At 60.6% G+C, this 22,648-nt stretch carries 16 protein-coding genes; all 16 read left to right on the top strand.

The genetic code is table 11. From position 1 onward, the window contains the following. On the top strand, nt 1-423 hold the full coding sequence (locus J1G18_RS02425; RefSeq protein WP_223007032.1) for a hypothetical protein: 423 nt from the start codon (nt 1-3) through the stop codon (nt 421-423). 69 nt (nt 424-492) lie between these two features. Continuing rightward, nucleotides 493-2,280, top strand: coding sequence for a type VI secretion system baseplate subunit TssF (gene tssF, locus J1G18_RS02420; protein ID WP_007962320.1), 1,788 nt, complete (start codon nt 493-495; stop codon nt 2,278-2,280). Beyond that, nucleotides 2,244-3,251: a type VI secretion system baseplate subunit TssG gene (gene tssG, locus J1G18_RS02415; protein WP_003229570.1), complete on the top strand. Its 1,008-nt coding sequence runs from the start codon at nt 2,244-2,246 to the stop codon at nt 3,249-3,251. Before tssF ends, tssG begins: the two co-directional genes overlap by 37 nt. 11 nt (nt 3,252-3,262) lie before the next feature. Beyond that, entirely contained in the window at nt 3,263-5,920 is a 2,658-nt protein-coding gene (tssH, locus tag J1G18_RS02410) for a type VI secretion system ATPase TssH (protein ID WP_095137721.1), read from the top strand. 10 nt (nt 5,921-5,930) lie between these two features. Next, a complete protein-coding gene (locus J1G18_RS02405; RefSeq protein WP_115988608.1) occupies nt 5,931-7,451 on the top strand; it encodes a sigma-54 interaction domain-containing protein in 1,521 nt (506 codons plus the stop codon). Between the two features lie 333 nt (nt 7,452-7,784). Beyond that, nucleotides 7,785-7,925 (top strand): hypothetical protein, encoded by a 141-nt coding sequence (locus tag J1G18_RS02400; protein ID WP_003229566.1) that lies wholly within the window; start codon nt 7,785-7,787, stop codon nt 7,923-7,925. Nucleotides 7,926-7,943: 18 nt separating this feature from the next. Beyond that, nucleotides 7,944-9,137, top strand: a complete 1,194-nt coding sequence (gene tagH / locus J1G18_RS02395) for a type VI secretion system-associated FHA domain protein TagH (RefSeq protein ID WP_135296851.1) — start codon at nt 7,944-7,946, stop codon at nt 9,135-9,137. Nucleotides 9,138-9,142: 5 nt separating this feature from the next. Then, on the top strand, nt 9,143-9,643 hold the full coding sequence (gene tssJ, locus J1G18_RS02390; RefSeq protein ID WP_007962325.1) for a type VI secretion system lipoprotein TssJ: 501 nt from the start codon (nt 9,143-9,145) through the stop codon (nt 9,641-9,643). A 2-nt stretch (nt 9,644-9,645) separates the two neighbouring features. Continuing rightward, the gene (gene tssK, locus J1G18_RS02385; RefSeq protein ID WP_007962327.1) at nt 9,646-10,977 is read left to right on the top strand and encodes a type VI secretion system baseplate subunit TssK; all 1,332 of its coding nucleotides are present in this window, start codon (nt 9,646-9,648) and stop codon (nt 10,975-10,977) included. 5 nt (nt 10,978-10,982) lie between these two features. Continuing rightward, nucleotides 10,983-11,858: a type IVB secretion system protein IcmH/DotU gene (icmH, locus tag J1G18_RS02380; RefSeq protein ID WP_003229559.1), complete on the top strand. Its 876-nt coding sequence runs from the start codon at nt 10,983-10,985 to the stop codon at nt 11,856-11,858. A gap of 13 nt (nt 11,859-11,871) precedes the next feature. Next, nucleotides 11,872-15,411 carry a type VI secretion system membrane subunit TssM gene (tssM, locus tag J1G18_RS02375; RefSeq protein WP_223007031.1) on the top strand — a complete coding sequence of 1,180 codons (3,540 nt, stop codon included), beginning with the start codon at nt 11,872-11,874 and terminating at the stop codon, nt 15,409-15,411. Next, nucleotides 15,411-16,139 (top strand): PP2C family protein-serine/threonine phosphatase, encoded by a 729-nt coding sequence (locus J1G18_RS02370; RefSeq protein ID WP_027610389.1) that lies wholly within the window; start codon nt 15,411-15,413, stop codon nt 16,137-16,139. The genes tssM and J1G18_RS02370 overlap by 1 nt, the downstream gene beginning before the upstream one ends. After that, entirely contained in the window at nt 16,136-17,137 is a 1,002-nt protein-coding gene (locus J1G18_RS02365) for a serine/threonine-protein kinase (protein ID WP_027610390.1), read from the top strand. Before J1G18_RS02370 ends, J1G18_RS02365 begins: the two co-directional genes overlap by 4 nt. Before the next feature lie 28 nt (nt 17,138-17,165). After that, entirely contained in the window at nt 17,166-19,220 is a 2,055-nt protein-coding gene (locus tag J1G18_RS02360) for a type VI secretion system tip protein VgrG (RefSeq protein ID WP_223007030.1), read from the top strand. 51 nt (nt 19,221-19,271) lie between these two features. Then, nucleotides 19,272-21,920, top strand: coding sequence for a pesticin C-terminus-like muramidase (locus J1G18_RS02355; RefSeq protein WP_223007029.1), 2,649 nt, complete (start codon nt 19,272-19,274; stop codon nt 21,918-21,920). Beyond that, a complete protein-coding gene (locus J1G18_RS02350) occupies nt 21,902-22,492 on the top strand; it encodes a lysozyme inhibitor LprI family protein (RefSeq protein ID WP_223007028.1) in 591 nt (196 codons plus the stop codon). Before J1G18_RS02355 ends, J1G18_RS02350 begins: the two co-directional genes overlap by 19 nt. The last annotated feature ends 156 nt before the right edge of the window (nt 22,493-22,648 follow it).

Below are 22,648 nucleotides of genomic sequence, written 5' to 3'. Positions count from 1 at the left end.
ATGAACAGCTACGTTCGTCTCACCCTATGCTTATTAATCCACGCCCTCGGATGCGTGGCTTATGCATTTTTGAATGACGCGGTTGTGCATGCTTACAGGCTTTTTAACGGCGGATTTACCTCCCATGGTGTCGCCATCGGCATTGCGAGTTACGCACTGTTTTACATTTTTCTGGGCGTCAACCTGATCGTTGCGCTGATTCCAGGTCTGGTCGCCAAGCTGGCCATCCTTTTTCTGATGGTGGGCTTCATCCTGCTCTGGATGCTACCCGACACCCCGTTAAGAGCCCTGTTTTACGGCGTAGCTCAAGGCTGCGTCACGTTGCTGGCGATCCTCACCACTCAAGTCATCGAGTTGCGTTGGGCTTTGCGAAACATCGCAGGTCGCATTCAGCCAAGTCAGCCTGCAGGTGCAATCCAATGACCAGGTCGGACATCCAGCGTAATCCGCAGGACAGTTATTCCATGAGTTCCACTACCAGGCAGGTAACCCGTGTCCTTTAACCACTACTACCAAAGCGAACTCACCGCACTGCGCCAACTCGGTCGCCGTTTCGCCGAGCGTAGTCCGGCGTTGGCGCCGTTCCTGGGCCAGGCTGGGCGGGATCCGGATGTGGAGCGGTTGCTGGAAGGCTTTGCGTTCCTCACCGGGCGTCTGAGGCAGAAGCTCGACGACGAGCTGCCGGAGCTCAGTCACTCGCTGATGCAACTGCTGTGGCCGAATTACATGCGCCCGCTGCCGGCGTTCAGCATTCTGCAGTTCGATCCGCTGAAGCGGTCGGGCCCGGCGCTGGTGGTCGAGCGCGATACGCCGATCGAAAGCAAACCGATCGAAGACGTGCGTTGCCGCTTCCGCACCTGCTACCCGACTGAAGTCTTGCCGCTGGATCTGGCGGCGCTGAACTACTCGGTGAAGGGCGACGGTTCGCTGCTCAGCCTGCGTCTGGAAATGAGCGCCGACGGCCACCTCGGTGAGCTGGAACTGAGCAAACTGCGCCTGCATTTTGCCGGCGAGCGCTACATCAGCCAGATGCTCTACCTGAGTCTGCTGCGCAACCTGGAAGGCATCGAGCTGATCCCGCTCGACGGCGCCGGCAAGCCAATCGATGGCGTGGCGGGCAAGCCGATGGCGTTCAAGATTCCCGGTGACCGGGTCAAGCCGGTGGGCTTTGCCGAAGAAGAAGCGTTGATCCCGTATCCGCTGAACACCTTCCGTGGCTATCGCTACCTGCAGGAATACTTCGCCTTCCAGGACAAGTTCCTGTTTGTCGACGTCAACGGTCTGGACATTCTCAAGGCGCTGCCGGAAGACACGCTCAAGCAGATGCGCGGCCTGGAGTTGCGTTTCGATATTCGCAAGAGCGGGATCATGCGCATGCGGCCGACCCTGGATAACGTGAAGCTGTTCTGCACGCCGATTGCCAACCTGTTCGCCCACGACGCGCTGCCGATCCGCCTCGATGGCAAACAGGATGAATACCTGCTGCTGCCGGCGGAATACGATCTGGAAAACTGCGGCGTGTTCTCGGTGGAAACCGTCACCGGCTGGAAGCCCGGCGGCCTGGGTTATCAGGAGTACGTGCCGTTCGAATCGTTCGAGCATGACCCGAGTTTCGACGTGCCCAACAGCCGTCCGCATTACAGCATCCGCCAGCGTTCGTCGTTGCTGCATGACGGCCTCGACACCTACCTGAGCTTCGGCATCCGCCACACCGAAGCCCACGAAACCCTGTCGATCGAGCTGATCTGCACCAACCAGAACCTGCCGCGCAAGCTAAAGCTCGGCGACATCTGCATGGCCTGTGAAGAGACCCCGGAGTTCCTCAGTTTCCGCAACATCACCCCGGCCACGTCGAGCTTTGCGCCGCCGCTGAACCGTGACTTTCTGTGGAAGCTGATCAGCAACATGTCGCTCAACTATCTGTCGCTGGCCGACGTCAACGCGTTGAAGGTGATTCTCGAAACCTACGACCTGCCGCGCTACTACGACCAGCACGCGGAGAAGGTCAGCAAACGCCTGCTCGGCGGCCTCAAGCACATCAAGCACCACCACGTCGACCGGCTGCACCGTGGCTTGCCGGTGCGCGGTCTGCGCACCGAACTGACCATCGACCCGGAAGGGTATATCGGCGAAGGCGACCTGTTCGTTTTCGCCTCGGTTCTTAACGAGTTTTTCGCGCTTTACGCCAGTCTCAATTCGTACCACGAGCTGCGGGTAAAAAGCACACAGGGAGAGGTGTACCAATGGACACCACGTATGGGCCTGCAGCCCCTGCTTTAAGCGGGCTGACCAAGGTAATACGCGAGTACTCGCTGTTTCAGGCCGTGCTGCTGGTGATCGACCGGCTGCGCGAGGCGCACCCGTACCTGAGCGAAGACGATCTGTACGATCAGGTGGAGTTCCAGGCCAACCCGAGTCTGGGCTTTCCGCGCAGCGACGTTGATCGCGTGGAGTTTTTCGAAGAGCACGGGCAGATGCGCGCACGCATGCGTTTCAACCTGATCGGGCTGGTCGGCTCCGGTTCGCCGCTGCCGGCGTTCTACGGCGAGCAGGCTCTGGGCGACAGCGAGGACGGCAACCCGACGCGCAACTTCCTCGACCTGTTCCACCATCGCCTGCAACGACTGATGCTGCCGATCTGGCGCAAGTACCGCTATCGCGCCAGCTTCCAGAGCGGCGCGATCGACCCGTTCTCCTCGCAGCTGTTCGCGCTGATCGGTCTGGGTGGCGACGAGATCCGCAAGGCCAAGGAGCTGAACTGGAAACGCCTGCTGCCGTACCTCGGTTTGCTCAGCTTGCGCGCGCACTCGGCGGCGCTGATCGAAGCCGTGCTGCGTTATTACTTCAAGCACGAAGACCTGGTCATCGAGCAGTGCATCGAGCGTCGCGTGGAGATCCTCGACGAGCAGCGCAACCGCCTCGGTCGCGCCAACAGCCTGCTCGGTGAAGACCTGGTGCTGGGCGAACAGGTGCGCGACCGCAGCGGCAAATTCCGCATTCACATCACCGAACTCGACTGGGAGCGATTCCACGAATTTCTGCCGATCGGTTTCGGTTACCAGCCGCTGTGCGCGCTGGTGCGGTTCACCTTGCGTGACCCGCTCGATTACGACATTCGCCTGGTGCTGCGCCCGGAAGAAATCCGCGAACTGCGCATTGGTGAGAAGAACGACTGTCGCCTGGGGTGGACCAGTTGGCTGGGCTGCGAAAAAGCAGACGGCGTGGTCACCCTCGGCAGCAAAATTCATTAAGGACGTGAGCCATGATCAACGTAGACCTGCAACAACTCATCCAGGCGCTGGACGCCGAAACCCGTCGCGATCTGGAGCGTTCGGCTGAACGTTGCGTGGCCCGTGGCGGCAGCAAGATCCTCGTCGAAGACCTGTTGCTGGGTCTGCTGGAGCGTCCGAACGGCTTGCTGTCGCGCGCGCTGCAGGATGCGGATGTCGACGCGGGTGAGCTGAGCGCCGCACTGCAATCTCGGGTTGAACACAGCGCCTCGCGCAACCCGGTGTTTGCCCCGGAACTGGTGCAGTGGCTGCAAGACGCGCTGCTGGTGGCCAACCTCGAACTGGGCCAGACCCAGGTCGAAGATGCCGCGCTGATCCTTGCGCTGCTGCGCAACCCGATGCGCTATGCCGGCAGCCGTTACCAGCCGCTGCTCGCCAAACTGAACATCGATCGCCTGAAGGAATTCGCCCTGTCGCAACAGGAGCAACCGGCCGCTAACGGCAAGCCAGCGGCGCAGGGCGAATCGCTGCTGCAGCGCTTCACTCACAACCTGACCCAGCAGGCCCGCGACGGCAAACTCGACCCGGTGCTGTGCCGCGATGGCGCGATTCGGCAGATGGTCGACATCCTCGCCCGTCGCCGCAAGAACAACCCGATCGTGGTCGGCGAGGCTGGCGTGGGTAAGACCGCCATCGTCGAAGGCCTGGCCTCGCGCATCGCTGCCGGTGAAGTGCCGCAGGTGCTCAAGGGCGTCGAGCTGCTGTCGCTGGACATGGGCCTGCTGCAGGCTGGCGCCAGCGTCAAAGGTGAGTTCGAGCGTCGTCTCAAAGGCGTGATCGACGAAGTCAAAGCCTCGCCGAAACCGATCATCCTGTTCATCGACGAAGCCCACACCCTGATCGGCGCTGGTGGCAATGCCGGTGGTTCCGACGCGGCCAACCTGCTGAAACCGGCGCTGGCCCGTGGTGAACTGCGCACCATCGCCGCCACCACCTGGGCCGAGTACAAGAAATACTTCGAGAAGGACCCGGCGCTGGCTCGGCGTTTCCAACCGGTGCAGTTGCATGAGCCGACTGTCAGCGAAGCGGTGACCATCCTCCGTGGGCTGGCGCAGGTCTACGAGAAGAGCCACGGCATCTACCTGCGGGATGACGCGGTGGTCTCCGCTGCCGAGCTGTCGGCCCGCTATCTGGCCGGTCGCCAACTGCCGGACAAAGCCGTCGACGTCCTCGACACTGCGTGCGCTCGGGTGCGCATCAGCCTCGCCGCTGCCCCGGAAAGCCTCGAACGCCTGCGTGGCGAACTGGCCGAAGGTGGCCGTCAGCGTCAGGCCCTGCGTCGCGATGCCGAGGCCGGTCTGCTGATCGACCACGAAGCGCTGGATGCGCTGGAAGCGCGGCTGGACGAAGCCGAAAGCGAAATGGTCGCGCTGGAAAGTCTGTGGACCGAGCAGAAACAACTGGCCGAGCGCCTGCTGGAACTGCGCCAGCAACTGGCCAAGGCCCGCGAAGCTGCCGCTGTCGAGCCGACCGTCAGCGTTGAAGAAGACGCCGAAGGCACGGTGATCGAAACCATCGCCGCCGAGGTCGAGGAAGGCCAGAGCGTTGAAGCGCTGGAAGCCGAACTGCACCAGACCCACAGCGCCCTGACCGCTGCGCAGGTCAAAGAGCGTCTGGTCAGCTTCGAAGTCTGCCCGCGTCTGGTGGCCGAAGTGATCAGCGCCTGGACCGGCGTGCCGCTGGCGCAACTGGCCCGCGAGCACAACGCCAAGGTCGCGAGTTTTGCCACCGACCTGCGCACGCGCATCCGTGGTCAGGAACAAGCCGTGCACGCGCTGGATCGCTCGATGCGCGCCACTGCCGCCGGCCTGAACAAACCTGATGCACCGGTCGGCGTGTTCCTGCTGGTCGGCCCGAGCGGCGTCGGCAAGACCGAAACCGCGCTGGCCCTGGCTGACCTGCTGTACGGCGGCGACCGTTTCATCACCACCATCAATATGTCCGAATTCCAGGAGAAACACACCGTATCGCGTCTGATCGGTGCGCCACCGGGCTACGTCGGTTACGGCGAGGGCGGCATGCTCACCGAAGCTGTGCGCCAGAAACCGTACTCGGTGGTGCTGCTCGATGAAGTCGAGAAGGCCGATCCGGACGTGCTCAACCTGTTCTACCAAATCTTCGACAAGGGCGTGGCCAACGACGGCGAAGGTCGCGAAATCGACTTCCGCAACACCTTGATCCTGATGACCTCGAACCTCGGTAGCGACAAGATCAGCGACCTCTGCGAAGACGGCGCCCGCCCGACCGCCGAGCTGCTCGAAGAGACCATTCGCCCGGTGCTGAGCAAACACTTCAAACCGGCGCTGCTGGCGCGGATGAAAGTGGTGCCGTACTACCCGGTCGGCGGTCCGGTGTTGCGCGAGCTGATCGAGATCAAGCTCGGTCGTCTCGGCGAGCGCCTCAACCGCCGTCAGCTGGATTTCAGCTGGTGCCAGAACCTCGTCGATCATCTGTCCGAGCGCTGCACGCAAAGCGAAAGCGGCGCGCGCCTGATCGACCATCTGCTCGATCAGCATGTGCTGCCGTTGGTAGCCGACCGCCTGCTCGATGCGATGGCCACCGGTGAAAGCCTCAAACGTGTGCATGCCACGCTCGACGGCAACGCCAGCGTGACGTGCGAGTTCGCCTGAGGTGGGTGTGATGTTCACTCAAGTGCCGCAGCCACTGGTCTATGCCGAAGCCTTGCTGGCGCAGTTCGCCAGCCTGTCGCGCGCGGCGGACGGTGCTGCGCTGCTGGGTGACTTCGTGCGTGGACTGGCCGAACTGAGCGGTTGCGAACTGACGCAGCTGTATCTGCTCGACGCCACCCACACTTGCTTGGGGATGAACGCCGAATGCCTCGACGGCGCGCTGCAACCGCGCGCCGCCACCAGCCTGCCGGCGGACTACAACGGTGAGCAGCTGCTGCAGTTCGCCCTGTGCCAGAACCGCGTGGTCTGCCTCGATGATCTCGGCGCCAGCCTGCACGAAACCAGTTTCCTGCCGGCCACCGCTGGTGCTTGGCAATCGCTGCTGTGCGTGCCGCTGGTCAATCAGCAGAAGGCGGTTGAAGGCCTGCTGCTGTGCGCCAGTCGTCGTCACGTCGACCTGCAGGGTTTTGCCGACTCACTCGGCCAGCTCGGCTCGTTCGTCCTCGGTCAATTGCATTTGCTGCAGCGTCTGCGCCAGCCGCCGGCAGAGTCGTCCACGGTGGCGCGCAGTGTGCCGAGCATCAACGGCTATGGCCTGATCGGCAAAAGCGCCGCCATGCGCCAGACCCACTCGTTGATCAGCAAAGTCCTGCACAGCCCGTACACCGTGCTGCTGCGCGGCGAGACCGGCACCGGCAAGGAAGTTGTGGCCCGGGCGATTCACGATTGCGGCCCGCGCCGCTCTCAGGCGTTCATCGTGCAGAACTGCGCGGCCGTCCCGGAAAACCTGCTGGAAAGCGAGCTGTTCGGCTATCGCAAAGGCGCCTTCACCGGCGCTGACCGTGACCGCGCGGGGCTGTTCGATGCGGCCAACGGCGGCACGCTGTTGCTCGACGAGATCGGCGACATGCCGCTGTCGCTGCAAGCGAAGATTCTGCGGGTGTTGCAGGAGGGCGAGATTCGCCCGCTGGGTTCCAACGACACGCACAAGATCGATGTGCGCATCATCGCCGCGACCCACCGCGATCTGTCGACGCTGGTCAGCGAAGGCAAATTCCGCGAGGACCTGTATTACCGACTGGCGCAGTTTCCGATCGAGCTGCCGGCACTGCGTCAGCGCGAAGGCGACATCCTCGAACTGGCTCAGCACTTCGCCGAGAAGACCTGCGCGTATTTGCAGCGTGATCCGGTGCGCTGGTCGAGCGCGGCGCTGGAGCACCTGTCCGGTTACACCTTCCCCGGCAACGTGCGCGAACTCAAGGCACTGGTCGAACGCGCGGTGCTGTTGTGCGAGGGCGGCGAGTTGCTGGCCGAGCATTTCTCCCTGCGCATGGAGCCGATGCCCGAAGACCACAGCGGCCTGAATCTGCGCGAACGCCTGGAAAAAGTCGAACGCACGTTGTTGCTCGACTGCCTGCGCAAGAACGACGGCAACCAGACCCTCGCTGCCCGCGAACTGGGCCTGCCACGCCGCACGCTGCTCTACCGCCTCGGGCGCCTGAATATCAATTTGGGTGACTTCGATGGTTGATCTGAACCTGGCTCTTGCCGTTTGCACAACTCCTGTCTTGAAGGGCTTCTCTGTGGCGAGGGGATTTATCCCCGATCGGCCGCGCAGCAGCCGTAATCCAGCAAACGCGGTTCTCCTGAAAGAACCGGTAATCAGGTTTTGGGGCTGCTTCGCAGCCCATCGGGGACAAGTCCCCTCGCCACAAATTGCTCACTTGCCACAGGAGGTGCGTACGCCTCGGTGGTCTGGCTCAAGGCCCCGATGTAGAGCCTTCGAGACCATTCAAAGAATTAATTTCAGCGCCGCCCGCAAGGGTCGGCGCTTTGTGCTTTGTCTACCCCTGGAGACCCTCTGATGTCTGTTCGTCACTGGCACGCTGTCCTGCTGACCCTCGTCGTTCTATGCGGCCTTGGCGGCTGTAGCGGCAATTACAAATTCAACGACAACGACTATCGCCCGTTGGGTGATCCGCAAGCGGTCAATCGCGGCAAGTGACCGCAAGGAGCATCAAACATGGAACTGGTTTTCGAAATGCTGAACACCAAGCAGTTCGTGCCCACCGAGTTGTGCCAGAAGACCTTCAAACAGGCTGGCGGCGTGATCGGGCGGGGCGAGGACTGCGACTGGATCATTCCTGACCGCAAGCGTCACCTGTCCAATCACCACGCGATTGTCAGCTACCGCGAAGGCACGTTTTTCCTCACCGACACCAGCAGCAACGGCGTCCAGGACGGCGGCAGCGGCGCACGCCTGCACAAGGGCGAACCGGTGCGCATCGAGCACGGCAGCACCTACGTGCTCGGTGACTTCGAGATTCGTGCACGGCTGGTGCGCGATCCGGCGACCTTCGACGGCGAAGTTGGCCGTCCGCGTGCCGCCGGCAGCATCATTCCGGACGACGCCTTCCTCGACCTCGATCCGTTGAACGCGATCGAACAGCAGGAGCGCGTCTATTCGGAAATCGACGAACTGTTGGCGCCGATGGCCAAGCCCGAGGACTCCCGTCAGCGTGCCGACTACGCGCGCATCGACATGGAAAGCCTGATGGTGCCCGAGCTGATCGCCCCGGTTGAACCCGAGCCAGCTCCGGCCCCGAAAGCCGTCGAGCGTCAGAGCGAAGGGTTCTGGGAGCATTTCGGCGCGGCGCTGGGCGTGGATGTCAAAGGCCTGGATCACGACGCCCGCGAAGCCTTGGCGCTGAACGCCGCGCGTCTGCTGCGCCAGAGCATCGGCGGTTTGCAGCAGAGCCTGCGCACTCGTTCGGAGCTGAAAAATGAACTGCGTCTGGCCCAGACCACCGTGCAAGGCACCAACAAGAACCCGCTGAAATTCGCCGTCGATCCGAGCGAAGCGCTGCAGATTCTGCTACAGCCGCACAAGCCCGGTCATCTGCCGGCCGAGCAGGCGATCTCTCGGGCGTTCCGCGATCTGCAGGCGCATCAGGTGGCTTTGCTCACCGCCAGCCGGGCCGCCGTACGCGGCACTCTGGAGCACTTCTCGCCAGAGCAACTGACCCTGCGTTTCGAGCGCGACAACAAACCGTTGATCGCCACCTCGGGCGGACGCTGGAGAGCGTTCGGCCGTTACCACCAGGCACTGCGTCAGGACGATGACTGGAGCGAGCGTCTGCTGGCCCGCGACTTCGCCCAGGCCTACGAAGAACAGATCCGCCTGATCTCCACCCTCCACACCGACCACCAAGGATGATGCGCATGTCTCGCCGCTCGACCGCTTTTTTCAAGACGCTGACTGCGCTCACCGTGCTGGTGCTGCTCGCCGGTTGCTCGTCGCTGTCGCCGTACTCGAAAGTGACCAAGATCAATCTGAAGCTGACCGGCAGCGATCAGCTCAACCCGGACCTCAACGGCCGTCCTTCGCCGATCGTCGTGCGCCTGTTCGAGCTCAAGCACCCGGTGACCTTCGAGAACGCTGATTTCTTCAGCCTCTACGAGCGCGCCAAGGAATCCCTCAACCCGGATCTGGTGGCCAGCGAAGAACTCGAACTGCGCCCGGGTGAAACCGTGGAAATGAAACTCAGCGTGGAGGAGGGCAGCCGCTACGTCGGCGTTCTCGCCGCCTACCGCGATCTGCCGGAAACCAAGTGGCGCTACACCGTTCAGGTCACCCCGCTGGAGCTGACCGAGGCCGATCTGACCCTCGATCAGGCCGGTATCCGCAACACCCATGAAGCGCTCGCCAAGGCGGATGACTGAACATGAATACCCATAAAGTCATTTGGCAGGAAGGCATGTTGCTGCGGCCGCAGCACTTCCAGCACAACGATCGCTATTACGATCACCAGATGAAAACCCGCACCCAGTTGCTGGGTGGCTACACCTGGGGTTTCCTCAATCTGGAGATCGACCTGCAGTTCCTCAACATGGGCAAACTGGTGATCAGTGCCGCCTCGGGGATCCTGCCGGACGGCAGCCTGTTCGAACTCGGCGGCAACACCGAGCCGCTGGCGCTGGACGTGCCGCCGAACACCGGTAACACGCCGATTTACCTGGCGCTGCCGTTGGTCACCGGTAACCACATCGAAGCGCGCCGCCCGGAGCAGTCCGACGTGCTCGCACGTTACACCGCGTACGACGCCGAAGTGGCCGACTCCAACGCCGGCGATGATTCCGCCAGCCAGGTCAGCTGTGGCCGCCCGGACTTCAAACTGTTGCTCGGCGAGCAGCAGAGCGATCAGGCCTACGTGAAGCTGAAGATCTGCGACGTGCTCGACACCACGCCGGACGGCGTGATCAGCCTCGATCCGGATTTCGTGCCGACCTACATCCAGGCTCATGCTTCCAGCTATCTGCTGTCGTGCCTCAAAGAAGTCATCAGCATGCTCAACCACCGGGGCGACACGATTGCCGAGCGGATCCGCTCCAACGGCAAGGTCGGTGGCGCGGAAGTCGGTGACTTCATGATGCTGCAACTGATCAACCGTACCGAACTGCTGCTGCGCCACTACCTCGGTCTGGAGCAGGTGCACCCGGAAGAGTTGTACCGCACGCTGCTGACCATGCTCGGTGATCTGGCGACCTTCTCCAGCGACAGCAAGCGCCCGCGTCTGGACAGCCGCTATTCCCACGCCGATCAGGGCGCGAGCTTCCGCAAACTGATGGAAGCGATTCGTCAGGTGCTGTCGATGGTGCTGGAACAGCACGCCATCGAGTTGATCCTGCAAGCGCGTCAGTACGGCATCATCGTGTCGCCGTTGCACGACCACAAACTGCTCGGCTCGGCATCGTTCGTGCTGGCGGCAAGTGCCAACTGCGACTCCGAAGAACTGCGCCACCGCTTGCCGGCGCACCTCAAGGTCGGCCCGGTGGAGCGTATCCGCCAACTGGTCAACCTGCACTTGCCGGGGATCAAGGTCAAACCGTTGCCGGTGGCCCCGCGGCAGATCGCGTTCCACTCGAACAAAACCTACTTCATCCTCGAACTCAGTTCCGAAGACCTGGCGCAACTCGAGCGCTCCGGCGGCTTCGCGTTCCACGTGTCCGGCGAATTCGCCGAGCTTGAACTGAAATTCTGGGCCATCAGGAACTGACCGACATGATCAAGGAAACGGATTACAACCAGGACGACAAAACCGTCCTGCTCGATCGTCAGGGCCACGGACCGGCAGCCAGTCCGCTGACCGACTTCGCCGCGCCGCCGCGCTTCGAGCAACTGGAAGAACGGATGATCTACGCCGCGCGCCTGCGCCCGGCGGAGGCGTTCAACATCAGCCTGAATTCGCTGGTGGCGGCGTCGTCCGAACTGCTCTCGGAAGTGGTGCGCCTCAAGCACAGCGAAACCCGCGAAGACCTCTACGCGCTCAACGAGCGCCTGACCGCCGGGCTCAAGCTGTTTGAAGTGCGCGCGTTGCACAACGGCGCCGAAAGCAGCCAGGTGATGGCCGCGCGTTACGTGCTCTGCACCGTGGTCGACGAAGCTGTGGTGACCACGCCGTGGGGCAACGAAAGCGAGTGGTCGCAGATGAGCCTGCTCAGCAGCTTCCATAACGAGACGTTCGGTGGCGAGAAGTTCTTCCAGCTGCTCGATCGGCTGTCGAAGAACCCGGTCAAACACCTGCCGATGCTCGAGCTGATGTACCTGTGCCTGTCCCTTGGTTTCGAGGGCAAGTACCGCGTGCAGGCCCGTGGCATGCTTGAGCTTGAAGGCATCCGCGACGCCCTGTACCGGCAGATCCGTCAGTTGCGTGGCGACGTGCCGCGCGAGTTGTCGCCGCACTGGGAAGGCCTCAACGACCAGCGCCGCAACCTGGTGCGCATCGTGCCGGCGTGGATGGTGGTGCTGTTCACGCTGGTCTGCCTGGTGGTGATGTATTCGGGCTTCGCCTGGGTCCTGGGCGAGCAGCGCGACACCGTTCTGCAACCTTATCAGCCGCTTGATCCGGCCGCGGTGCAACCGCAGTCGCAGCCGTAAACAGGGACGTGTGATGAAAAAGTTTTTCAAGAAAGTCGGCGCCTTCCTGCGCCAGACCTGGGTCTGGACCCTGCTGCTGGTGCTGTTCGTGGCACTGCTGGTGTGGTTCGTTGGTCCGTTGTTGGCGGTGGATGACTACAAGTTCTGGGAAAGCGCGACCTCGCGTCTGCTGACCATCGCCGTGTTGTTCCTGATCTGGGGCCTGACCATGGTCTTCGTCAGCTGGCGCGCGGGCATCCGCAAGAAAGCCGTCGAAGAAACCGAAGACGGTCAGGACCGCATCCGTCGTGACGAGCTGATCGAAGAAGAGCAGAAAGAGTTGAAGGCGCGCTTCAAGGACGCGCTGAAAACCCTGAAGACTTCGAGCCTGTATCGCGGCCGCAGCGAACGCTGGCGCAACGATTTGCCGTGGTACCTGCTGATCGGTCCGCAGGCCTCCGGCAAGACCAGCCTGCTGGACTTCTCCGGGCTGGAATTCCCGATCAACAAGATCGACCGCAAGCTGACCCGCGACACCCTCGGCACCCGTCATTGCGACTGGTACTTCGCCGATCACGGTGTGCTGATCGACACAGCCGGGCGCTACACCACCCAGCCGGACGCGGAAGTCGACGGCAGTGCCTGGACCACCCTGCTCGAACTGCTGCGCAAGCGTCGTCGCGGGCGTCCGTTGAACGGTGTGCTGGTGACCATTCCGGTGGAATCCCTGATCGGTGGCAGCGAGCAGGACATCGATACCCTGGCGCGCCAGGTGCGCGGTCGTCTGCAAGACGTCTATCAGAAACTGCATGTCGACGTGCCGGTGTACCTGGTGCTGAGCAAGGCGGACAAGCTGCTCGGTTTCGACGAGTTCTTCGATCAACTGACTCGCGAAGAAAGCGATCAGGTGCTGGGTACCAGTTTCCGCAAGGATCAGGTCGGCACCGACGTCGCGGTACTGCGCGGCGAGTTCGAAGAGCTGCTGCGGCGCCTGAACAATCAGGTGATCATGCGCATGCACTCCGAGCGCGATACCCAGCGCCGTGGCCGCATCCTCGACTTCCCGCATCAACTGGGGCAGATCGGCGAGCGCCTGTGCCTGTTCGTCGACATGGCGTTCACTGGCAACCGCTACCAGCGCGCGTCGCTGCTGCGGGGTTTCTACCTGACCAGTGCTCCGCATCTGACGCAGGAAATGGACGCGACCACCGCCGGCATCGGCGCCAACCTGGGCATGAATGCCGGTGTGCTGCCTACCCTGCGCAGCGGCCGTTCGCGCTTCATCCATCATCTGCTCAGCCGGGTGATCTTCCCGGAATCGGATCTGGCCGGTCTGGACAAGCGCGAGCGCAGCCGCATTCATTGGGGCCAGCGTGCGTTGTACGTCGGTGCACTGGCGGCACTGGCGCTGTTCGGCATGCTCTGGGCCGGTGGTTTCTCGGCCAACTATGAGCGTCTGGAAAACCTGCGCACACTGGCGCAGAACTGGACTCAGCAGCGTTCAGCGCTGACCCCGCGTGATGATGCGATGGGCGTGCTGAAAACCCTCGACACCAGCTACGCCGCGACTCAGGTGTTCCCGAAGAAGGGCGACGTCTCGTACCACGAGCGTGGCGGTCTGTATCAGGGCGAAGACGTCAATCCGGTGGTCAAGCAAGCCTACGAACATGAGCTCGAAGCGCAATTGCTGCCACGGGTCGCGACGATGCTCGAAGGGCAGATCCGCGCCAACATGAAGGACCGCGACAAGCTGCTCAACAGCCTGCGTGCGTACCTGATGCTGAACATGAAAGACCGTCGTGACGCCGTGTGGCTCAAGGACTGGGTCGCCACTGACTGGTCGCAGCGCTACACCGGCAACACCGCGGTGCAGAATGGTCTGAACACTCACCTTGAGCGCCTGCTGAAGCAGCCGTTCATCTACCCGCTGAACGATCAACTGGTGACTCAGGCACGTCAGGTGCTGCGCGCCGAATCGCTGGCCACCGTGGTTTACCGCATGCTCCGCGAGCAGGCGCGCAACCTGCCGGAGTACCGTTTCAGCCAACACCTCGGCCCGCAAGGCTCGCTGTTCATCGGCACCGAATACGTGATCCCGGGCTTCTACACCCAGCAGGGTTATCAGCAGTACTTCTCGGTGCAGGGTTCGGCGCTGGTCACCGACATCCTGCGTGACAACTGGGTGCTGGGCGAAGGCGCGGGCATCAGCGACATGGACTTGCGTCGCCTGATGGTAGAGCTGGAGCAACTGTACTTCCGCGACTACGCCAACTACTGGAGCGAAGCCGTTGGCCAGGTGGCCTTGCCGCCGATCAGCGACGCCGGTGAAGGCGCCGAGCAACTGGCGGGCCTGACTTCGGCCAACTCGCCGGTGCTGGCATTGCTCACGGAAGTGCGCGAGAACACGCGCTTCCCGGCCGCCGCCGATCCGGTGGATGAAGCCGGTGATGCCGCCGATGCACTGGCCGGGCAGAAGGGCAAACTGGGCAAGGTCGGCAAACTGGCCTCGGCTGTCGCCGACAAGGCTTCGGCGATGGCCGTGGCGAAAAGCCTGCCGGACACCGCGAAGAAGTCGCTGCAACGCCGCTTCGAGCCGCTGCACCGTTTGCTCGATGACAACAACGGCCCGGCCGCAGACCTGACCCCGGCCATCAGCGCGCTCAACGATCTGCAACTGCAACTGTCCGGTCTGGCCCGTTCCAGCACGCCGGAACAAGCCGCGTTCGAAATGGCGAAAACCCGCATGAGCGGCCAGCGTGATGCGCTGACCAACCTGCGTGCGGCCTCGGGTCGCCTGCCGCGTCCGCTGAGCGTGTGGTTCAACGTGCTGGCCGAAGACTCGTGGCGCCTGGTGCTTAACGACGCTTACCAATACCTGAACGGCCGTTATCAGAACGAGCTGTACAGCGTGTATGGCAAAACCATCAGCAAGCGTTATCCGTTCAGCGCCAGCAGCACCAGCGACGTGGCGATCAGCGACTTCCGCGAGTTCTTCCGCGCTCAAGGCACCGTCGATCGCTTCTTCGACAGCTACATGCGTCCGTTCGTCAGCGGTGATCCGGGCAACTACCGGATGCGCAGCGTCGACGGTCACAGCCTGCCGGTGTCGAAGATGTACCTCGACCAGATGGCGGCGGCGCTGACGATTCGCCAGAGCTTCTTCTCGATCAACCCGGCCGAGCCGACCGTGCAGTTCAAACTGGAACCGTACACCCTCGATCCGGCGGTGAGCCGTTCCGAGTTCAAGTTCGGCGACAAGACCATGGAGTACCGCCACGGTCCGATCCTGCCAATGACGTTCAAGTGGCCGACCGATGCTGAAGACGGTCGCACCAGCCTGGTGATGGACAAGATGGCCGGGCGTCCGATCGGTATCGAGAAGAACTCCGGCCCATGGTCGCTGTTCCGTCTGTTCGATTTGATGCAGACCGAGTACCTGACCGGTCGCGACGTGCTGGTGCTGAAAGCCGACGTGGGTGGCCTGCGCGCCAACTACCTGCTGACCAGCCAGCGCACGCCGAACCCGTTCGACATGGGCGTGCTGCGCACCTTCCGTATGCCGGTGCAGCTCTGATGCTGGTGGCCAGTCCCTGGCGCAGCGCGGCGCGTACCGACCCGGGCAAGGTGCGGGCGCGCAACGAAGATGCCTTCCTCGACTCGCCACAGCAGGGGCTGTGGGTGGTCGCGGACGGCATGGGCGGTCATCAGGGTGGCGACATCGCCAGCCAGTTGATCGTCGCCAGCCTGGCTGAACTGCCGCAGCACGAGGACTTCGACGAACGCCTCAAAGCCATCCGCCAGTGCCTGCACTGGTTGAATCGGCGTTTGGGGCAGGAGTTGACGGTCACCGCCGGACGCCATGACAGCATCATGGGCAGCACCGTTGTGGCGCTGCTGGTGGAAGGCAATCGCGCGGCCTGCATCTGGGCCGGCGACAGCCGTTGTTACATGTGGCGCGGGCAGCGGCTGTATCAGCTGTCCAAAGACCATTCGCTGCAACAGCAACTGATCGACGAGCAACAGATGAGCGTCGAACAGGCGGCAGCGCACCCGGCGGCTCAGGCCTTGACCCGCGCCGTCGGTGCGGCCGAACAGCTGACCCTGGATGTCCTCGAACTCGAGGTCTATCCGGGCGATGCGTTTTTGCTGTGCAGCGATGGTTTGTATCAGGGCCTGAGCAGCGATGCCCTGGGCAACGCCCTCAGCCTCAGCGCGCCGCATGTGGCGCTGGAACGTCTGTTCGACGGCGCCCTGCGTGGCGCCGCCCGGGACAACCTGACTGCCGTGGTGATCCGCCAATGACTGAAATCGAATCCTCAGTCGATGACTTGCTGATGAGCGAAGAGCAGGCCAGCAACCTGACCTACTTCGCCTTCGCCAAGGCAAACAACGCCGAGCCGTTGCTGGCGCCGACCAAGGCCAGCATCGGTGCATTGCCGGACGTACTCGCCGGCCGTTACCACCTCGAGCGTCTGCTCGGGGCGGGCGGCATGGGTGCGGTCTATCGGGCACGGGATCTGCTGCACGAACAGTTCGGCGATCCCGACCCTTACATTGCGCTGAAAATCCTCAGCGAAGAATTTGCCGAATCGCCGGACGCCAGTGCCTTGCTTTACAGCGAGTTCGCCCTGACCCGACGCCTGCGCCACGACAACGTCGTGCGTGCGCACACTTTTGAAGTCGACACCGACTGCCAGCGGGCCTTCATCACCATGGAATACATGCGTGGCCTGACCCTGGACAAATTGCTCTGCGAGCGGCCCCTCGGCCTGCCGTGGAAAGAAACGCGCGACATCGCGCTGCCGCTGCTCGATACGCTGGCCTACGCCCACCGTCGCGGCGTGCTGCACGGTGACATGAAACCGAGCAACGTCATGCTCAGCGAAGACGGCCTGCGCCTGTTCGACTTCGGTCTCGGTCAGGCAGACGAGGGCGTGTTGCCCGGCCTGCCGCACCTGAGCCGCGAGCGTTTCAACGCCTGGACCCCGGGCTACGCCGCCCCCGAACTGCTTGAGGGCCAACCGTTGTCGGCCAGCGCGGACGTGTACGGCGTGGCCTGCGTGATCTATGAACTGGCGAGCGGCAAACACCCGTTCCGCCGCTTGCCCTCGACCCAGGCCCGCGACGAGCACCTGGAGCGCGAGCTGCAAGCCCCGGCGAACTTACCGAAACACGGCTGGCCAGCGCTGCGAACCGCGCTGAGCTTCAATGCGGCAGAACGCACCATCACTGCCGACCAATTGCGTGACGCCTTGGGCGCCACTTCGTCCTGGCTGCAACGGTTGCGACTTCGGGCGTAACGGACGACATTCGAACAGGGAGCGCTTTATGTTCAACCCAGCTAACGAAACCCACTTCAGCCTCAAGGTCGAAGACTACGTGGGCGACCTGCAAGTGCTGTCGTTCACCGGCACTGAAGGCATCAGCCAGCCGTTTCGTTTCGACCTCGAACTGGTCAGCGAAAACCCCGATCTGGACCTGGAAAAACTCCTGCACAAGCAGGCGTTCCTCGCGTTCGATCCACAGGGCTCGGGCATCCACGGGCAGATCTACCGCGTCGCCCAGGGCGATGCCGGCAAGCGCCTGACCCGCTACAAGGTCTCGCTGGTGCCGCAGCTGCAATACCTGCATCACCGCACCAACCAGCGCATCTACCAGCAGATGTCGGCGCCGAAAATCATCGCGCTGATCCTCGACGAACACGGGATCAAGGGCAACGCCTACAGCTTCCAACTGAGCCAGCCGTGCCCGGATCGCGACTACTGCGTGCAGTACGACGAAACCGACCTGCACTTCGTCCAGCGCCTGTGCGAAGAGGAGGGTATTCACTACCACTTCCAGCACAGCGAAAAGGCTCACCTGCTGGTGTTCGGCGACGACCAGACCGTGTTCCCCGACCTCGGCCAGCCGACCGCCTACATACAGGGCAGCGGCATGGTCGCCGAAGAACCGGTGATCAAAGGCTTCAAACTGCGCCTGGAAACCCGCACCAGCCGCACCACGCGCCGCGACTACGACTTCGAAAAACCGCGCCTGCAGATGGAAGCGGCCTACAAACCGGACGGCGCTTCCGACAGCGAAAACAGCGAACCGGATCTCGAAGACTACGATTACCCGGGCCGCTTCATCGACCGCGCGCGCGGCAAGTTCCTCAGCCAGCGCGCCCTCGAACGCCATCGCGCCGACTACCGCCAGGCCGAAGGTCGCGGCGACCAGACCAAACTGGTCAGCGGCCACTTCATGGCCCTGTCCGACCACCCGCGCAGCGAGTGGAACGACCTGTGGCTGCTCACCGAAATCTTCCACGAAGGCAAACAGCCGCAAGTCCTCGAAGAAGGCGTGACCAGCGACACCACCGACAACAAGGACGACTTCCACCAGGGCTACCGCAACACCTTCCTCGCCACCCCATGGGACGTGTTCTACCGCCCGGCCCTCGAACACCCGAAACCGCGCGTGCTCGGCAGCCAGACCGCCATGGTCACCGGCCCCAAAGGCGAAGAAATCCACTGCGACCAATACGGCCGCATCAAAGTCCAGTTCCACTGGGACCGCGAAGGCCTGGCAGACGACAAAACCAGCTGCTGGCTACGCGTCTCCAGCTCCTGGGCCGGCGACCGCTACGGCGCCATCTCCATCCCGCGCATCGGCATGGAAGTCCTCGTCACCTTCCTCGAAGGCGACCCCGACCAGCCCCTCGTCACCGGCTGCCTGTACCACAAGGAAAACCCGGTGCCGTACGCCCTGCCGGCGAACAAAACCCGCACCGTCTTCAAAACCCTCAGCTCCCCGGGTGGCGGCGGTTACAACGAACTGCGCATCGAAGACAAAAAAGGCGCCGAACAAATCTTCATCCACGCCCAGCGTGATTGGGACGAAAACGTTGAGCATGACCAGAAGATTCGGGTCGGCAATGAACGTCATGACACGGTGGTGAAGAACACTTACACCGAACTCAAGGCTGAAGAACACCGCACGACGATCTCCGACCGCAAGATCGAAGCGAAGCTGGATGATCACCTGACGGTTGGGCAGAACCAGCATGTGAAGCTGGGTACGGCGCAGCTCACCAGCGTGGGCAAAGAGATTCACCTTAAGGCTGGGGACAAGATTGTTATCGAGGCGGGGACGGAGCTGACCATCCTGGGGGGTGGGAGCTTTATCAAGCTCGATGGCGGTGGGGTGACAGTGGTTGGGCCGGTGGTGAAGATTAATGCCGGTGGCTCGCCGGGGAGTGGGACTGGGATCGGGATTAAACCGCCGGTACTGCCGGGGGCGGCAGATAAGGATAAGGCGGGGAGTTTGATGGATCAGGCGGTGGGGAATGCGTCTGAAGAGAAGATCAAACGCAAACCGAAGCGGATGCTTAATTTTTCTGGCTAAGACATCGACGGCAATCCAAGCCACCAGGGATCAGAATTCAGGTAATTGGTAATGACAGAGACAACCAAGAAAGTAGAAAAATGGTCGTATCCATTGAAAGTAGGGGCAGCGGAAGCGAGCAATCCGCAGCAGTTCTACAAGGCGTTAGCCAAAGCGAAGGATGGTTACTATCCGCTGGGGGCCAATGGGCTTTGGCATGGCGGCGTGCATTTCGATGAAGATTCGGGTCTGGTGCAGGACTCGACAGAAGTCCGATGCATTGCGGACGGTGAAGTGGTTGCCTATCGAATCGATAGCACCTATCCCAAGTCGAATTTCGGTACAAGCCAGTCCGACTTTTCCACTGGCTTTGTATTGGTCAAACACCGATTGGAAGCGCCGATGCCGCCAGCGCCAGCGGTACCTGCGGGATCTCCTCCTGCAGCACCCGTTCCCGGCCCGAGTCTTACCTTTTTCAGTCTGTATATGCATTTGTTGCAATGGAAAAGCTACGAAGAAACCCCGGCACTGCCGCGGCCGGTCTTTTGGAGCGGTGGTACGTTGCAGGTCAAGGAGACTGCAAACGATGAACTTCTGGGCTTGCGTGTCCGCCAGGAACCACGAGGAAAGCCCGGGTATGCAACGGTCTTGACAGTTTTGAATCGCGGCACGGTTGTCGAGACAGGCGAAGAGCACAATGGTTGGCTCAAGGTTGTCAGCGTCACGCCAGCCAGTGGCGCCCTGCCGCCAGGTACAGGCTGGGTGTTCAAAAGAGAGATGACCGCAGGTCCAACGCCCAATACTTACGTCATTGGCGCCGCTGCCAAAGACCCAATGACTCCGCCACAGAAAGGTCTTGTCGTACGCGCCTCTGCCAGCCAGTCAGGCGCCGTGAAAGCAATTTTGCCGCACGGTACGCAAGTTAAAATCGGAAACGACGGGACGCGTGGTAAGTACCAGAAACTACTGGAGATCGTCAGTGGGAATGCTGTTCCGCCGCTGGCAGCGGGGGAGGTGCTTGGATATGTCTGGGAAGGGCTACTTGAGGCCAAGAGTGAGCCAGCCGAAAAGGACGCCGTGCATGTCTTGGCGACTCCATTCCCGATTACCGCGGGCAGTCTGATTGGACATGTAGGGCAGTATCAGAATCACTCCGATTCAGCCCCCAAAAACCTACTGCACGTTGAGATGTTCAGCTGTGAAGACGTGAAAGCCTTTACCGCGCTGAGCAAAGAGAAAGCTGCGGGACTGCCAGCAGCTGAAAAAACGTTAGTGAAAATCCCGAAAGGCAGCGTGGTGGTTACTCATATGGAAGGAATGGGTCCTTCTAATCCACCTAAAGTGACTGATCCACACAAAACGGTTGGCTATGATTTTCTGGTTCCCGTCGGAGTGCTGGAAGCTCTACCCGCTGAGAAAAAAATAAAGGTTCCTGTTGTCATGGGAGGAAACACTACCTATACGTTGTGGTGGCGCCTGGACGGGTTATTGGGTGATGCCGACGGGAATGAGCTCAATGGATGGTTTGCAGAGCCAGATACCAAGTTATCGCGGCATTCACCCTTTGAGTGGGAAGGTTTCAGTTTCATCGAAGAAACTGTCAGTAATGCGGACCACCTCGCGGCATCTCTCCATGCTCAGGAAAATTTGACCGAGGAAGAGCGAGCGACATATTTGCCAAACATTGGAAACGCCAATGACGGTCCCGCTAAGCAGCGCCTATACAAGATGCTCGATAAAAACAGCGACAACAAACTTACGCCCGCGGAAATCAAGGAAGTGTTAAGCAAGCCTTGGTTTTCTCAGCCGATATCTCAAATGGTTACGCGCTACGAAAGCGAGTGGCAGTTCAAAAGAGAAAAGTGGGATTCGCTGGACGAACTGATGGGGCATAGTGTCTCGGATCCTCATCAGCAGTGGGTGGAAGAAAAACTTAGAATTGAACGCTTGAGTTGGTGGGATAAGCTGGTTGGGAAACATGGCATAACCAGTGATAATAACGTTCAGCATATTCATTTGCTTGGTTTGTTGGGCGGTTTCTTGTCCGGCTGTCCTGAGAAGTGCAAGGCCGAAGTCTATACCCTCGATACAACGGTCGGGCCATATGTGGTGTCCAAGAAGCTATTTGAATTTCTGTTAGCAATCGAAGCTTATCGGGAACATCCATATGCTTTGTCCGATGCCAGCAGTGGAATAACGATAGGTTATGGTTACGATCTGGGGCAGCAAACAGCGGCGAGAGTTGATGCAGAGCTTAAAGATCTGTATACCCCTGAAGAAATAGAAAGATTAAAAGGGGCTCTTGGCAAGAAAGGTCAGGATGCGCGCGACTATGTGCACAACGTCAGCTCGATATCCATTAGTAAGGATAACGCTTTAAAGTTAGCTGTAATTATGAAGAAACGGTATGCGCAACAAGTTGTTGACGTATACCCTAAAGCTATAAATTTGCATCCGGATTGTCAGGGTGTATTACTTTCTCTTGTAGTCAATCGGGGCAATTCGTTATCAGGGAATACGCCCGCTAAGGCATTGAAGCGACTAGAGATGAAACAGATAAAAGAAGATTTCGATAACGATAAACCCGAACTGATTCCATCCCGGCTACGTAGCATGAAGCGGCTTTGGGAGAATGATCCTAATACCGCCGGCGTAGCCACGAGACGTGAAAAAGAAGCGGTTTTTTTTGAGGAGGCGTTGAAATGCAATTGCTGGAAGTGACGAAGAAAATATTTTCTGTTTTATCGACGGTATTTCTTTATGCCGGCGTTGCGTCGGCCGATATTGATTGTAACACCGTCAATTCAACAAATCCTGACATTGTCAACTGTTCCCAGAAATCGTTTGAAAAAATTGATAAAGTTCTGAATGAGCAATACAAAGCTTTGTCTGCCGAGCTCGATTCATCAAATAAAGCGGCGCTGCTTTCTACGCAAAAAAAATGGATAACCCTTAGGGATGAATACTGCAAAAACGATGATGAAGAGGGCGGAGAGTCTCCGATTGAGCAATTGTCGTGTAAGAAACAGTTGACGAGTTTTCGTGTTGCCGAACTTATTTATCTTCGCACCGGGGTCATAGGAGATGGTTTTTATAAAGCCGTATCGCTAGTTAATGAAAAAGCCACCGCTATGAATTATTCGGAAGCTTTGAAATTTGTAGGTGGTAACGAGGATTTTGGACCGGTTTGGAAAGGATATGCAGAAGAAAATTGCGCGATAACATCCCGGTTATTCGGCGAAGCTAAAGATCGGTGCATGGGAAGGATGCGTTTTCAGATTCCGATTTTTTGATTGCTGAGCTTGGTGGTTAAGAGTAGTGAAATAGGGCCAGACCACCTTTTAGTAGAATCCGAAAAACGTGGTCTGTCCCCTATTTTCTCCTCCCGAAAAGTGCTGAAGATTTTAAGTGAGACTTTGTGATGGGAGAAAGTGAGAGAAACGAATAAA

The sequence above is a fragment of the Pseudomonas sp. MIS38 genome, assembly GCF_019891575.1.
Classification (GTDB): domain Bacteria; phylum Pseudomonadota; class Gammaproteobacteria; order Pseudomonadales; family Pseudomonadaceae; genus Aquipseudomonas; species Aquipseudomonas putida_A.
The sequence above is the reverse complement of the archived record's forward strand: the minus strand, read 5'-3'. Positions and strand labels throughout refer to the sequence as shown.